The 15,774-nt window shown below is 40.6% G+C and carries 10 protein-coding genes; 3 read left to right on the top strand and 7 right to left on the bottom strand.

Translation table 11 applies throughout. The features are described 5' to 3' along the window. Positions 1 to 31 precede the first annotated feature (31 nt). The 4 genes from HUS61_RS09045 to HUS61_RS09030 all read right to left on the bottom strand — a co-directional run bounded on the left by HUS61_RS09045 (position 32) and on the right by HUS61_RS09030 (position 7,857). Positions 32 to 3,208, bottom strand: a complete 3,177-nt coding sequence (locus HUS61_RS09045) for an HD domain-containing phosphohydrolase (RefSeq protein ID WP_175082381.1) — start codon at positions 3,206 to 3,208, stop codon at positions 32 to 34. 122 nt (positions 3,209 to 3,330) lie between these two features. Then, entirely contained in the window at positions 3,331 to 5,772 is a 2,442-nt protein-coding gene (locus HUS61_RS09040; protein WP_175082380.1) for an HD-GYP domain-containing protein, read from the bottom strand. Positions 5,773 to 5,867: 95 nt separating this feature from the next. After that, positions 5,868 to 7,031, bottom strand: coding sequence for a GGDEF domain-containing protein (locus HUS61_RS09035; RefSeq protein ID WP_130166688.1), 1,164 nt, complete (start codon positions 7,029 to 7,031; stop codon positions 5,868 to 5,870). A gap of 175 nt (positions 7,032 to 7,206) precedes the next feature. Further along, positions 7,207 to 7,857, bottom strand: coding sequence for a glutathione S-transferase family protein (locus tag HUS61_RS09030; RefSeq protein ID WP_175082379.1), 651 nt, complete (start codon positions 7,855 to 7,857; stop codon positions 7,207 to 7,209). Positions 7,858 to 7,958: 101 nt separating this feature from the next. Here HUS61_RS09030 and HUS61_RS09025 point away from each other — a divergent pair, with 101 nt between their 5' ends. Then, a complete protein-coding gene (locus tag HUS61_RS09025; protein WP_175082378.1) occupies positions 7,959 to 8,798 on the top strand; it encodes a LysR family transcriptional regulator in 840 nt (279 codons plus the stop codon). Between the two features lie 13 nt (positions 8,799 to 8,811). On the opposite strand, the gene HUS61_RS09020 is transcribed toward HUS61_RS09025, so the two are convergent. After that, on the bottom strand, positions 8,812 to 10,812 hold the full coding sequence (locus tag HUS61_RS09020; protein WP_175082377.1) for a winged helix-turn-helix domain-containing protein: 2,001 nt from the start codon (positions 10,810 to 10,812) through the stop codon (positions 8,812 to 8,814). Between the two features lie 129 nt (positions 10,813 to 10,941). On the opposite strand from HUS61_RS09020, the gene HUS61_RS09015 reads away from it, so the two are divergent. Then, complete coding sequence (locus tag HUS61_RS09015) at positions 10,942 to 12,948, top strand: fused MFS/spermidine synthase (protein WP_175082376.1); 2,007 nt, start codon at positions 10,942 to 10,944, stop codon at positions 12,946 to 12,948. A gap of 68 nt (positions 12,949 to 13,016) precedes the next feature. On the opposite strand, the gene aroC is transcribed toward HUS61_RS09015, so the two are convergent. Next, positions 13,017 to 14,114 (bottom strand): chorismate synthase, encoded by a 1,098-nt coding sequence (aroC, locus tag HUS61_RS09010; protein ID WP_175082375.1) that lies wholly within the window; start codon positions 14,112 to 14,114, stop codon positions 13,017 to 13,019. A 65-nt stretch (positions 14,115 to 14,179) separates the two neighbouring features. Then, complete coding sequence (prmB, locus tag HUS61_RS09005; protein WP_130166683.1) at positions 14,180 to 15,115, bottom strand: 50S ribosomal protein L3 N(5)-glutamine methyltransferase; 936 nt, start codon at positions 15,113 to 15,115, stop codon at positions 14,180 to 14,182. A 101-nt stretch (positions 15,116 to 15,216) separates the two neighbouring features. Here prmB and smrB point away from each other — a divergent pair, with 101 nt between their 5' ends. Continuing rightward, the gene (smrB, locus tag HUS61_RS09000) at positions 15,217 to 15,774 is read left to right on the top strand and encodes an endonuclease SmrB (RefSeq protein ID WP_054562116.1); all 558 of its coding nucleotides are present in this window, start codon (positions 15,217 to 15,219) and stop codon (positions 15,772 to 15,774) included.

Genomic DNA, 15,774 nt, shown 5'->3' with positions numbered 1-15,774 from the left:
TTCACTCTAAAGTAAAAGCAACCACCCTCAGTTACAGGTATTTTGCGATATCAACATCATCGATTTGTTCTGGGTTTAAATAGCGTTTTGCATATTCAAGGTAAATACCTGAAGTTAAGAACAATTTAAACACATCTTCATCAACATGCTGATCGGCTACCATCTTGGCTAAAATATCAATGGCAACACTGAGTGGCTTGGCTTTTTTATAAGGTCTATCGGCTGCGGTTAATGCTTCAAAGATATCAGCTAGCACCAGCACACGCTCAGGTATCGATAAATCATCTGCAGATAACTTACGCGGATAGCCCGTGCCTTTTAGAGTTTCGTGATGGGTCGAGGCATAACGTGGCACCCGTGCTAACTCTTCAGGGAACGGCACATTATCGAGCATTCGAATAGTGCTGATAATATGCTCATTAATTTTAAAGCGGTCTTCGTTTGTTAACGTACCGCGCTGAATTTGCAAGTTATACAGCTCACCAAGATTATACTTGTATTCAGGAATGCTTACTTTAATGCCTAAGCGCTCGTCATACTCAATAGGTTTATCATGGGTGATCAGATGTTCAGGCTTATCTGAAAGTAGCTTTTCAGTAACAGGCAACTGCTCATCGCTGCTGTGAACTCGCAGCTCTTCAACTGGAGAAAGGCCTACCTTATCGTTAAAATGTCGCTGCCACGTTATGTTACTTAGCGCCTCTAAACGCTTAAGACTTGCTTCATCCATAAATTCGCCACCCACATTGCAAGCTGCGATAAACGAAAAATCACTGCGTAATTGTGCTTGGCGTTTGCCAAGCTCAGCCTCGAGCTCAGGTTGCTTTTCTGGTGAACTTTGCAATGCTTTTAAATAAGCGATTTCTGCATCTCGCCACAGTACTTCAAAACGTGTACGCACTTCATGAATACGGTTATAAATGGTTTCTAACTTAGTGCCTTTGTCGACGATATGCTCTGGGGTGGTGATTTTACCGCAGTCATGTAGCCAAGCCGCGAGGCTAAACTCTCTTAACTCGTCTTTATTTTTAAAGGCAAACTCTTTAAAAGCGTGTTCATTGGAACTTGAAGCCGCTTTGGCCAGCATAATGCCCAGCTCTGGTACCCGCTCGCAGTGCCCTGCTGTATAAGGCGATTTATCATCGATGGCCTGCGCAATAAGCTCAATAAATGATTCCATTAAGGCTTTTTGATTTTGCTCATGCTGCTGAATAGATTGACTCATTTGCACCATAGAGGTGGCCAGGTTATTGATTTCTTTAATATTGCTTTTTAACGTTGAAACTTGGTCAAACTGACGGCGCTTTATCTTTAAGTTTTCGCCCTCTAAGGTCTTAATAGGTGCAACAATGGGTGAGGCAAAAAACCACGACACCGGCAATACCATAATTAAGCATGCGGCAGTGATAAAAATAGAGAGCTTAATTTTCTCACGGGTAGAGCTTAGTACCCCCTCTTTCGGCACCACTATCGCTAAGTAATCGCTATTAATGCCCCCTTCTGAAAGCGGAGTGATATACACGTACTTTTCAATGCCATTTAGGGTCATCAAACGTAAATGGGCAAAGTTTGTTTCATCTGTAATTAAAGTTAGAAACTCAGGATATGGCACAGTGCCAATAACTTGTGTTTGCTGACTGGCATCGCTCCCTAACCATTTTCGCTCGAGTGCCGCAATGTACGAATTTGGCAACTGAGTGATTGCCATATCGATTAAGTCTTTAAGCGCTGCATCCTCTGGATGAAACAATAAATGCAGGGTATCGGGTAGTAGATCGTGGCTATAACTATCAAGCTGATTGTACTGAATACCATCAATAAAAAACTGCTTTTGGGTGTACTTGAATACCGCCTCGTTGTCTAAACCAGCATAGACGCGCCCTTGGCTTACTGCATCAAGCACCGCTTTAGTACTAGGTAGCTCAACAATATCGATGTCGGGAAAGTGCTCTTTGATCACGTTAATCACCGACCAGCCCTCGCCAATAGCCAACTGTTTGCCCGCTAACTGCTTCATAGTAACAACGGGTGTGGAACCTTTTGCTGTAATGATACTGAACGGTAAGGTCGCCATAGTTTGACTCATAAGACCAAGCGGCTCATTGGCAGGCGTTTTAAAAATAGGCTGAATAATGTCTATTTCATCTTTTGCAAATTGGCTTAAAAACTCAGCCCAGGTAAAGCCATTAATAAAAGTCACCTTAATTCCAAGTAACTCAGCCAAACCATTAATATAATCAATACTATAGCCTTTTGGGTTTCCGCCAACACTAAAGTCCATTGGTGGCCAATTGGTTTCGTTAGAAACACTTAAATAAGGGTACTTCGCCAATACACTTTGCTGATCTTCAGTAAGAGCTAGCTTTTCAAGCCTTGGCAATAGTAAGCTATTTTTTTGTTGGTTAGAGGCAACAATTTCACCTTCTTTGTTGTAAATATACAGCTCACTTAAATACTGGCTGCTCATTTTACTTTGCTGTTTACTTAAATACTCAGAGATGCTCGATAGGCTCACGTCTAACGCCAATACACTATTTTCTCTTGCCGACTTTATCGAATAGGTTTGCCCGGGAGCTTGCAAGTGAGTGAAAAAATACGGCTTGGTTTTATTGACTCGGGTCGAGTTTGCTTGCTTAAACCACAAACGCTCTCGCGGATCATAGCTGGTACTCTTTGTTTGAGAGATACGCAAATTAAATTGCTGATCAAAGTAATGAGTGTGCTGAATACGCTCTGCACCTTCACCGCTAATATGGATCACTACCCAACGATCCGCTTCAATGGCTTGCAACTGCTGGCGAACAATTTCACTACTTTCTAAATTAATTAACTCATAAAAGTCACCATTTTCATAGCCGACATATAAGGCATAAAACAATGGATTGAGCTGCATGATTTCGCTCATGACATCTCTCAGTTCACTTTTATCTACGCTGTCGGCGCTGATAAGGCTGCTGTTTTGTACCATCACACTTAATGTGTTTTCTGACTTTTCATTCACCCCAGTAAGGTAATCAGCAACGGAGCCGGTAGCTAAATTAAAGTTTTTAACACTGGCTTCTAAAGCCATTTTTTCACTGAAATAATATTGCAGGCTAATTGCAATCAGAGCTGTTAATGAGGTGGCTAATACGAACACCGCGACAACGGTAAGACGAATCGAAAAACGAATTTTTTGTTTAAGTTTTTGAAAAGCAGATACCAGCACTTATGCATCTCCTTGCAATGCTTTGTTCGTAAATAATATTAGCTTGTATAATCTTTATACACCAATAACTTTGTATTACAAACAAAAACACTGCAATATTAGCCTAAAGCATAAGCAAATAATTATCTTAGATATTTTTGAATATCGACCGAATCGATTTGCGACTCATGTAAAAACTGTTTTGCATATTTTAGGTATATATCTGAAGTTAAAAAGAGCTCAAATACGTCACGGTCAATGTGATCGTCATCGACCATTTTCGCTAAAATATCAATAGCAACACTCAGAGGTTTCGCTTTTTTATAAGGTCTATCTGCCGCGGTTAATGCTTCGAAGATGTCAGCAAGTACTAACACACGTTCAGGTATTGATAACTGCTCAGCGGTTAATTTTCGTGGATAACCGGTGCCTTTTAAGGTTTCGTGATGGGTTGACGCATAACGCGGAACTTTCGCTAATTCTTTAGGGAATGGCACACTACCAAGCATACGAATTGTGCTGATCACATGCTCATTGATCTTAAATCGATCTTCCGCTGTTAACGTGCCCCGCGCAACCGACAAGTTATACACTTCGCCAAGGTTATATTTATACTCAGGAATGACCATATTAATGCCCAAACTCTCTGGGTACTCAACGGCTTTTTCGTGTGGAATTAAATCACTTGGCTTATCGCTTAGCAGTGACTCTTCGACAGGTAAATGCTGACTCTTCAAATCAGCCATACGCATTTCTTCAAGGGGTGATAAACCTAAACTTGCGTCAAAATGGCGCTGCCACTTAATGCTAGCAACCTCATGTAAACGAGACAGCTGCGCTTCATCCATAAACTCACCACCAACATTACAGGCAGCAATAAAGCTAAAGTCTGCGTGTAACTTTTCAGTTTGTTGCTCAAGCTTTTGCTCAAGCACAGATTGCTGCTCTGGGTGCGCTAATAGTTGTTCATAGTAAGCAATTTTTGCATCACGCAGCAGCACTTCAAATCGGGTGCGTACTTCATGAATACGGTTATAAATGGTTTCGAGCTTAGTGCCTTTATCAACAATATGCTCTGGTGTGGTGATTTTACCGCAATCGTGCAACCAAGCTGCTAAACGAAACTCGCGTCGCTCATCAGGGGTTTTAAAGCTGAACTTAGAAAACGCCTCATCTGTTGAACCTGATGCTGCATCAGCAAGCCAAATACCCAGCTCTGGCACCCGCTCACAATGCCCTGCCGTATAGGGAGATTTATCATCAATGGCTTGCGCAATAAGCTCAACAAAGGATTCCATCAACGCTTTTTGTGAATTTTCATGTTGCTCAATGGAACGACTCATATCGACCATCGAACTAGCTAAATAATGAATTTCTAAAATATGGCTCGAAAGTGTTGAGACCTCATTGTAATCGCGCTGTTGAATTTTTTTGTTCTCACCCACTAGTTTAAGTATTGGGTTAACGATTGAAGAGGCAAAAAACCATGAAACGGGCAGCAGCAAAAGTAAAAATAAACCCGTGACTAAAATTGAAATGCGTATTTTTTCTTTAATTACCGCTAACACGTCATCTTTAGATACCAGTACGGTGAAATAATCCACTTCATCAGATTGCATATCGCTACTGAGCGGCAGAGGCAGCACAAACATGTACTTTTCTATGCCCTTTTCTTGCACGCTTAGCATTTTACCAAATTGATGCGCTTTATTAGCAAGCCCAGATTGCTGCTCATCTAATTTAACTAACTGGGATAAATCAGCAAAACTATGCTGATGGCTTTGATTTTTACTACTCGCAATAATCTCGCCATCACCCCGATAAACATACATTTCACTTTCAACCAAGTGCTTCATTTTAGTTTGTTGCGCGGTTAAAAAATGATTCAAACTTGCACTGGCAATATCAATCGCTAATACATCGCCTGTTTGCGCTGATTTAATTGCATAGGTATAACCTGGTACATCAAATACGTTAAACACATACTGCTCAGTTTTCGTCACCGAAGTACTGGTTGCATCCTGAAACCAAACACGGGTGCGCGGGTCGTAATCTGTCGCTTGCGTATCTCTTTTACGAACGTTGAGCGACTCGTCTAAATACGTGGTTACTTGCTTACGATCGCTGCCCTGCCCTGTAATTTGATACACCAGCCAATGATCGTCTTCATCAAGTTGAAACGATGAAGGAAGCTTGGCATAGCCTTTTAAATTAATAACCTGTAATAAGTCGCCATTAGCATGACCAAGAATAAGCGAATAAAAGTCTGGATGGCGCGTTAAAATTTCGAGCAATACATGCTGTAAAATCTCTTTATTATCTTGGCTATTCGAAAATAATCGCGTGTCGTGGATCATCACGCTTAAGGTATTGTCGGCACGATGGTTGATTCGAGTGATGTGATCGGCTATTTGCTGGCTAGTTTGTTTAAATTGTTCTGATTTAGTTTGCAGTATCAGCTTTTCACTAAAGTAATAATGCAAACTAATCGCCACCACGCCTGTGAGTAAACTTGCAAGGGCAAATACCAGCAAGACACTGGCTCTAATTGAAATTTTATACCCTTTATCGTGGCGTGTTAGCATTCGCGACTCCTTGCTTGCTAATATAAGAAAATAATATGATTAAAGATTATACCGAAATGACTTTAAGGTACATGTTTTAACGCATAATTAAGCTATTAAAGTTTAATAACTAATTGATTACGTCCTGCATCTTTAGCCTGATAAAGTGCAGCATCAGCTCTTGATATAACTGATTTTTGCTCCTCTTCTCTCATCACAGTTAAACCAAAACTGGCGCGAATTGGTAAAGATAACTCACCAACTTCGCACATTTCACTGTTCAACCTTGAGATCATACTATTAATAATAACCGTTGCATCTGGCACAGAGCATAGTGGTAGTACAATTACAAACTCCTCTCCGCCAAAGCGATACACATCATCAGAAGTACGTAGTGAGTGAGTTAAAAAAGCAGAAAAACGTTGTAATACAACATCCCCCACCTCGTGGCCATGGGTATCATTCACACGTTTAAAATAATCAATATCAGCCAAAATAACACAGACCTGTTTTGACTCACCTTGTTGCTGCTGAGTGAGCCTTTGGTACTCTGGGAAAGCATTATCAAAAGCGCGGCGGTTAGGCAGTTGAGTGAGTGAGTCTTTGAGTGCTTGGGTTTTCATTTCGTGAGCAAGTTGCGCAAGCTGAGTATTCCTTACAAACAGCTCCCTACGGATAATATGCTCATGAGCAGCCATAATCATGCCTGCTAAGTTGGCCGCAACATGCGCTAAAATAACCATATAAAGGGAGTGGCTAGAGATGTCTTTATTAAAATAGATAACAGAGATAGCAAGGGCACTATATGAAATACTTAAAAATACCGATAACTTAATTGATACTAGGGTCGAAAAATAAAATGTGATCAAAATGATCACATCAAAAAACATATGAAGAATGTAAAAACGTTCATAAGTAATAGCCATAAACTGCATATTCAAAAATAAGAAAAGCATAAATACAGATATTACCAATCGAAATAACTGGATTGTTTTAATATAACTCAGACCAAATGCACTCAAAACACATACTGAAACCATAATTGTTCGGCCTGTTAGAGCAATATCTGGCCAATATGAAGCTTGAATAATCATCTTATCGAAGAAGGTTACAAGCGTGGTAACTAATGCAATTATGCAGCACAAAAACTGCGCTATCTTTTTATCTTGCGCGAATTTACTTTGTAAAAATATTTGCTCTACCTGCAGCGACTTAAATTGACAGGCATAGCGCTCAATCGACATATCTTCGTTTAATAATTTTGCTGCAAAAGCGCCCATAAATAAATGCCTACTACGAAAGGAAGTGAGGGGTGTTCGATTAAAGAGCAACTACTCTAGTATAGAGTGTATGCTCACTAATTAAACTAGTATTTTTGTATAAAAATACGACAAAAAACCCCAAATAAAAGTATAGTAGACAATAATTTAAATAGGAAAATACTCTAAATTTCAGTTATTTAATTTCTTCACCTGCTTCATCACAGTCTACAATGTCGGTTTCTTTTAGGGCTTCGCAGATCCAACTTTGCATTACCGGGCAACTAAGTACGTGCTGGCAATAAACTTGTGCAGCATGCGAAAGCGTAACCTGATAGGTTTTAAAGCGCAGCACCACAGGTGCAAACATCGCATCAACAATAGAGAACTCTCCAAATAACCAGGTATTAGGGTAACTTTGCTGCTGAGTAGAGAATATCTCATCGATACGTGCAATGTCTTTTTTAGCTTGCTCTGATAATTCAACATGCCTTTTAGCGCGGATATTCATTGGCATTTCATTACGAAGTGCAGCAAAACCAGAGTGCATCTCAGCCGCTAGACTGCGCGCTCTTGCTCTTTGAGCTATTTCACTAGGCCAAGCAGCACCATTTAGATAAGCATCATTGATGTATTCACAAATAGCGAGTGAATCCCATACGGTTAACTCAGCATCAATAAGAGCCGGCACTTTTTGCACGGGAAACTTACTTTTTAATGCTTCATAAAATTCAGGCGTATCTAATATTAATTGTTGCTCTGTAAAAGAGATATTGAATTTACTCAGTAAATACCAGGCCCGCAATGACCAAGTTGAGTAATTTTTATTACCAATAAATAATTGCATTGTGCTTCCTTTAACGTTTAGATTAGGCTCACTATAAAACAGCAATTGGGTAATTACTCGCCAATTGTTTTTATGCTACCCATAAGAAAAGCTGATACATTATGGATATTGATGCCCTTAGAACTTTTTGTGCCTTTGTTGATACAGGCAGTTTCACCCGCGCTGCAGCACAAATTTGCAGAACCCAATCTGCGGTAAGTATGCAAATGAAAAAGCTTGAACAAGACCTCGCAAGCCCGCTATTTGAAAAGCAAGGTCGTCAACTGGTGCTAACCCATCAAGGCCACCAGCTAGCAAGCTATGCTAAGCAATTGATAACGCTTCATGATGAAGCCTTTAAGCAATTAAAAGCAGGCACTGGCAATTTACGTGTGCGCATTGGTTGTCCTGATGACTATGCCCACTCTTTACTGCCAGAGCTTGTTGATGCTTTACACCAACAGTTTAATGCACTGGATTTACAAATAAGCTGCGCCCCAAGTACTGAGCTTAGAGCCAAACTAGACCAAGGTATGCTCGATTTGGTGATTGCCACTCGCTCGCCAGACAGTGAAGAAGGCTACTTATTGCAATCAAGCCAAGGCGTGTGGGTGAAAAGCCCTGCTTTTGAGATTAACGATTCAACACCACTTCCTATCGCCTTGTTTCAACGAGACTGTAAGTTTCACCAAGCCAGTATTGAGGGTCTATTAAAAGCCGAGCGTCGTTTTAATATTATTGCCTGTTGTGGCTCAGCGGGAGCGTTACATGGCTTGATTAAACAAGGACTGGCAATTGGCACTATGGCGCGAATAAGCATGCAATCGGGTGTGGAAGAGGTGAGCGATAACTCACTTCCGGTACTGCCTGTCATTGATATCGTCCTGCTTTATGGTAATCATGCCCACAACCCTCTCAGTCATGAACAGCTTAAGCAGCTTGTGGAGTTGATTAAGACGTAAAAAACATATCAAGCTAAAGAAGTTTTACTAACTTACGAGTTCTATTAGGCTCTGTAAGGTATAAAAACTCTGTTAAATCATGGGCACTGTTAATCAGCATATGTTGCTTAGGTTGAGTTAATTGCCAACTTTCTGTTGCAGCGGTTGCCAAATCAATACGTTGGAAACTAATGGTATCAGCATGCTCCATAGTGACCGCTAATTGCTGATTACTTACAGATATACCAATGATGTCATTGTTAGCAGCTTGCCAAACAGTCTCAGTATCTCCTCGGCTATTAACTCGAAACACTTCGTTGCTATTTGAAAAATAGATCTGGTCTTGCTCATCTAAATCCATGCCATAGCAGCTTAAACGTTTCCCTGAGCCTATGAAAGGTGTCAAAGTTAGGCTTGTTAAATCGAATTTTGCTGGATGAAACGTCTGTCCATCCTCCGCTCGATATGAAACTAAAATCGCGTCTTGATTGTGATACATTTCTCGCAAGTAAAAAGAGTGATTTCCATGAGGAATTGTTTCATAAGTGCCACTGCTTAAATCAATTTTAAACAATGTATCTTTACTTGCGGTGTAAACCTGCCGTGCGTCTTGGCTCCAAACAATACCAAATAACTCAAGGTTATCAGGGTTAGCAAAAATGCGCGTTTGCTTACCATTATCGTATAAAAATAATTGCTTTAATCCAAAACGATGAGACTCAAAAACAAATTTAGTTGAGTCTGGCGAAAACACGGGTAGAAAGTCGATTGATGAGGTATCTACGAGTTTAGTCAGATTGTCAGGGTTAGCACGTGTTTGGCTAACAATATCTACATCAACATTCACTAGCTCCATCAAAATCGCTTCAGCGTCTGGTGTGTACTGGGCATCACGGATTATTTGATAATTATTAAATGAAATTAACTGCTGCTCACCATCAAGATCCAGATTAACAAGCTGATTTCGTTGGCTAATCAATAGTGCTTGATTATTCGGGTGCCAACTTAACCCTTGAATACCGTTTTCTATAATGGCAATAGTTTGTATTTTTTTACTGGCTAGGTCGAGTACATCAATACGGTATTTGTTTTGCCCCGCTTCAATCCCCATTGCGACTTTACGGCCGTCTTTCGATAACGCATTAACAAGTAACCAATCTTGCTGTGTGGCAGCTAGTAAATGTTCCTTTTGTTTAGATTCTAAGTTAAGTGAAACGAGTCGAGTATCGTTGTGTAGTTTATCTTTTTCTATGTAATAGAGCTTATCAGCATGCCAATCGATGTGGTGACTGGTTACAACGGTGTCATCAAAAACACTCACCGTCGCTTGTTCTAATGGCTGAAATTTAGATAAATCAATGCTTATCGTGTTTAGATGTTGTTTCTGCTCTGTACTTTTCACAAATGCAAGCGCATTATCGGAGGTCGACCACCCCAATGCATAGTAGCTTGCAGCATCTTCTGTCAGCCTCACTTCTCGCTCTGTCGCAAGCTCTTTAAGCCAAATCTGCTGACTTCCTTTATCACCTCTAACAAAAGCAAGGTACTTACCGCTATGTGAAAGTGACAAATTAGCTTCATTTAGTTCACTCGAAGTGAGTGGCATCAACTGGGTAAAGTGAGCAGTATCTTGCTGTTTAGGGATTAGTTGCCACGCAATAGCGATAAGGCTTACTAGTAAAAAAAACAGCAACCCAAGATTTTGCGCTTTTAGTTTTTTGCTCTGCCCCTGTGTTACTTTTTCAAGGCTATAACCGCGCTTAGGGTGTGTAATTATATACTGCGGATTTTTGGCATCTTCTTGGAGTGCTTTTCGTAGCAATGCGATACAACGCTGTACCGAACTTGGGTTATAGGTAGCATTAGGCCATACTTTTGCAAAGATTACTTCTTGGCTTACAACTTCACCTTTATTTAAATAAAGGGTATGTAATACATCCATGACCTTTGGCTCGACTATTTGCTCATAATCTTGCGATGAAATTAAACATCGACTCTCATCAATTACAAATTTACCGATTCGATAACGCGCCACTTACTTCTCCAATAAATATTTACGAATCAAAGATTAAGGTTTTCTTAAGAGAAACTCAAGGGTTACTCCATTGTCACTTTGCTCTGGCTATTGGATTGTTTTTGCTATTCAAAATAGGTAATAAAAACAATGTATAAATATTTATCAACGCTCACTATTTTCATCAGTGCTTTTTTAATTTTTCAAATTCAGCCGATGCTTTCAAAGCAACTTCTACCGCAATTTGGTGGTGGTGCCTCTATCTGGTCAGCAAGTTTAGTGTTTTATCAAGTCATGTTACTTATTGGCTATTTCTATGCACATAACATGGGTCGCTTTCATATTAAGTTGCAGGTAGTCACCCATATAGTTTTAGTCACCTTTGCCACACTCATTGTTGTGACAAAATTTGCAGCCCCAAATCTCACAAATTGGCCGCCTACGCTTGCGGTGTTTGTTAATTTATTTATGGAAATTGGTCCAATATTTATTCTACTGAGTGCTACTAGCGTACTTTTACAAAGATGGTATGTGCAAACTGCTTCAGCACAGGTGCCTTACCATTGGTATTCCATCTCAAACTTGGGTTCTTTACTGGCATTAATGAGCTACCCGCTCGTTTATGAATTACTATTTTCTTTAGAGCAGCAAACTACATACTGGCTATTTGGACTTATCAGCTACTGCTTGTTATTAGCACTTCTAGTAATATTTTTAATAAAAAAAGCCCCCGATTTATCAAGAGAGTCTACTCAAACTAGGCCTGTCACGCTTTTAAAAGGTAAAGGTCAATGGCTGTTATTAAGTGCCTTAAGCTCAGCCATGTTGGTATCTACCACGCATATGATCAGCACTAATATTCCACCCATGCCACTACTTTGGTCGTTACCTCTTGTAATTTACTTGCTCACCTTTAGTTATACGTTTGCCAACAGAGCAAATTATCAGCGTCATGTGTGGGCATATGTGTTTATATTTTCGGCTTTTGCAGGTCTGTTGATGTTTTTTTTTGGCAGCTTATTCAATGCCCTAGCCCAGCTTATAATTTACAGTCTGATTCTATTAACCGCCGGTATGATCTGTCATGGTGAACTGAGAAACAAAGCCCCTGAAAACGAGCAATTTACCATTTTTTATTTTTATATTGCCCTTGGCGGTGTGTTAGGTTCGCTTTTCAGTACGCTCATTGCCCCATTACTATTTGTCCAGATTGACGAGTATTTACTTACATTAGCGGTTATTTTTAGTTCTGTGTGTTACTACCAATTAAAAGCTAGAACAAAAACAAAACAGCTCAAATTCACTCTCGTAACCAGCTCAGTTACTTGGTTAGCATGCTATTGTTTTTTAGCGGTAAACTTTAACCAATATAACGTTGCGACTAGCCGCAACTTTTATGGCTATTTAGCGGTTAAAGATATAAACACTCAATCAATAAAAGAAAGGCGCTTAATTGACGGCACCACGATTCATGGCTCAGAGCCACTAAATCCAAGCCAACAGTTTGGGCAAAGTTATTACCACCAGCATACTGGTGTCGCTAAATCACTTGCCATACTAAAGCAACACAGCGCACTGAACATTGGCGTGATTGGTTTAGGTGCAGGCGTTTTAGCTCGGTTTGCAGACCAACAGGATAGTATTCACTTTTTTGAGCTAAACCCTGCTGTATACGAGATGGCAAAGCGTTATTTCTCATATTTAGAAAACAGTGAAGCCAAGCTCACAGTCAGCTTAGGGGATGGTCGTATTGCGCTAAAAAATAATGCGAACGAAATATTTGATGTTTTAATTATTGATGCATTTTCAAGTGATGTAATTCCTGCGCATTTGCTAACCCAAGAAGCAATGTCACTTTATTGGCAGAGGCTCAATGAAAATGGCGTATTGATTGTGCATATTTCAAATAATCATATCGACTTACTGCCCGTATTACAGGCACATAGCCAACATTTTAATAAGGCAATGTTAAAGTTTAGCTATCAAGGCCATAGCCCATCAGACATAGGCTCAGACTGGGTGGTGCTAACTGATAATCAGACTTTTTTAAATCGTGTATCTATCAGTGATTTGTCGCCTATTAAACGCTACCCACATAGCGAGCTGGCACTGTGGACTGATAGCAAACACAGCCTACTCCCCTTATTAAAATTCTAACAGGCATAAAAAAGCGCGATGATAATCATCGCGCTCATTAACTGCGTTTACTTTATTTAAAGTCGCGCTTAAATTGAACCTTTTATTGGTCCATGTTCGTGGTTTACATGTGGGTTTTGACCACGTTGACGCAATAAGTGATCCATTAAGGTAATCGCCATCATCGCCTCAGCAATAGGAATTGCACGAATACCTACACATGGGTCATGACGTCCTTTGGTGATCATCTCTACCGCTTCGTTGCTGGTATTAATGCTATTGCCCGGTATGGTAATGCTTGAAGTTGGCTTAAGTGCGATAGAGGCAATGATATCTTGCCCTGTCGAGATACCTGCAAGTACACCGCCCGCGTGATTAGATGTGAAACCATCAGGAGTTAACTCATCACGGTGTTCAGAGCCTTTTTGCTCAACCACATCAAAGCCATCACCAATCTCAACGCCTTTTACCGCATTAATGCTCATTAATGAGTGTGCAAGCTCTGCATCTAGGCGATCAAATACTGGCTCACCAAGACCAACAGGCACATTTTTAGCAACCACTTTAACTTTAGCGCCTACCGAATCACCTTGTTTTTTTAGGTCGCGCATGTATTCATCAAGCGCATCTAATTTACTCGGATCCGGGAAGAAAAATGCATTGTTTTCCACTTCATCCCAGTTGTAGTCTTCTGCTTTAATTGGCCCAAGTTGGCTCAAACAAGCACGTACTTCAATACCATGAAATTGTTTTAGGTATTTTTTTGCAATTGCACCCGCCGCTACACGAATCGCTGTTTCACGGGCAGAAGAGCGACCACCACCTCGGTAGTCACGAATACCGTATTTATGCCAATAGGTATAATCACCATGACCTGGGCGAAATACATCGGCAATTTTGCCGTAATCTTTTGAACGTTGATCGGTGTTTTCAATCAGTAAACCAATGCTAGTACCTGTGGTTTTACCTTCAAATACACCAGAAAGAATTTTTACTTCGTCACTTTCGCGGCGCTGTGTTGTATAACGACTTTGCCCCGGCTTGCGACGGTCTAAATCAATTTGTAAATCGGCCTCGCTAATTTCAAGACCTGCTGGTGTGCCATCAACAACGCCGCCTAATGCAACGCCGTGGCTCTCACCAAAGGTGGACACTTTAAATAGTTGCCCGATGCTATTACCTGCCATTAATTTTCCTCATTCCTAATGACTACTGAGACCGAGCCCTCAGGCTCGGCTTTTAAAATCTGCTGTTAATCTGCAAAATATTTAACAAGTTGCTGTTTGCTGATCACAAACACGCCAAGACCACCTTGTTCAAATTCAACCCACTCAAATGGTGCGCCTGGGTACAGCTCTTCCATATGTACCATAGAGTTGCCAACTTCGACAAATAACAAACCGTTATCAGTTAGATGCTCGGCAGCTTCAGCTAAGATGGTGCGAGTAACATCAAGACCATCATGACCCGATGCTAAACCAAGCTCTGGCTCGTGATGGAATTCACGAGGTAAATCAGCCATATCTTCAGCATCAACATACGGTGGGTTAGCTACGATCAGGTCATATTTTTGACCCGGAACACCACTAAACACGTCTGACTGTATTGGCAATACACGGTCATTTAGCATGTAATCGCTAATATTAATATCAGCAACTTCGAGCGCTTCATATGAAATATCAACCGCATCAACCTGTGCCTCTTCAAATGCTTGTGCAAGTGCAATAGCGATACATGCAGAGCCGGTACATAAATCAAGAATGCGCGTTACTGAGCTTGGCTCTTCTAACCAAGGTGCAAAGCGATTATTAATTAACTCTGCAAATGGCGAACGTGGAATTAACACGCGCTCATCAACATAAAAAGGCATACCTGCAAACCACGCGGTGTTGGTCAGGTACGGTACTGGCGTACAATCATTAATACGCTCTGCAATTAGTTCAGCTAAACGATTTTTCTCGGTGCTGGTTAAACGCGCATGCATTAACTCTTTTGGCGCGTCGATTGGCAAGCTTAATGCGGGTAATAGTAAGCTAACTGCTTCATCCCACGCGTTATCTGTACCGTGCCCAAAGAAAATACCACTGCTGGCAAATTGACTGGTTGTCCAACGTAACCAATCATGCAACGTTGAAAGTTCTGCAATTGCCTCGTCTAAAATTGCGTCTTCTATCTGGAAATGGTTCATGTATGTTCCTTAACTTTCAAAGTCTGTTCTGACGCGTATTGTACCGTCTTTTCAGTTGGTTTTTACTCGATTTTTAGCGTTTTTTTGTTTAGACTGCCGCCATGAAAAAAGATCCCCACGCCAACAACCACATTAGCACTGACGATATTGACTTATTTCGTCAGAGTATCAGTGGTGCCAAAGCATTTAAACAAGACACTATTCGATTCACCAATAAGCCTAAAGTGTCACAAGCGAAGCAATTTTCCCAGCAAAAAAAGCAACATCAGGCAGAATTTTTCTTTTCTGATGAATATGTACCAGACATCGACACTCATGGCACCGTAAGTTATGTCAAACCAGGTCACGATAGCTTTTTAGCAAAACAACTTCGCCGTGGAGATTACCCACCAGATTTAACCCTTGATTTACATGGCTTAAATAAAGAATTAGCCAAAGATGAGCTAGCAGGTTTAATTCATGAGTGTAAAAAACAGCATTACTATTGCGCTTGTGTTGTGCATGGCATTGGTGAGCGCATACTTAAACACAAAGTACCGCAATATTTAGTACAACACCCTGATGTGATTGCGATGCACCAAGCACCTCTTGAATTTGGTGGTAAAGGTGCGGTACTTATTTTAATTAATCTTCCACAAAGTGATGAGTTCAGACGCTAA

It is taken from the genome of Pseudoalteromonas sp. 0802 (genome assembly GCF_013350085.1).
Lineage (GTDB): Bacteria > Pseudomonadota > Gammaproteobacteria > Enterobacterales > Alteromonadaceae > Pseudoalteromonas.
This window is presented reverse-complemented; position numbering and strand designations above follow the sequence as displayed.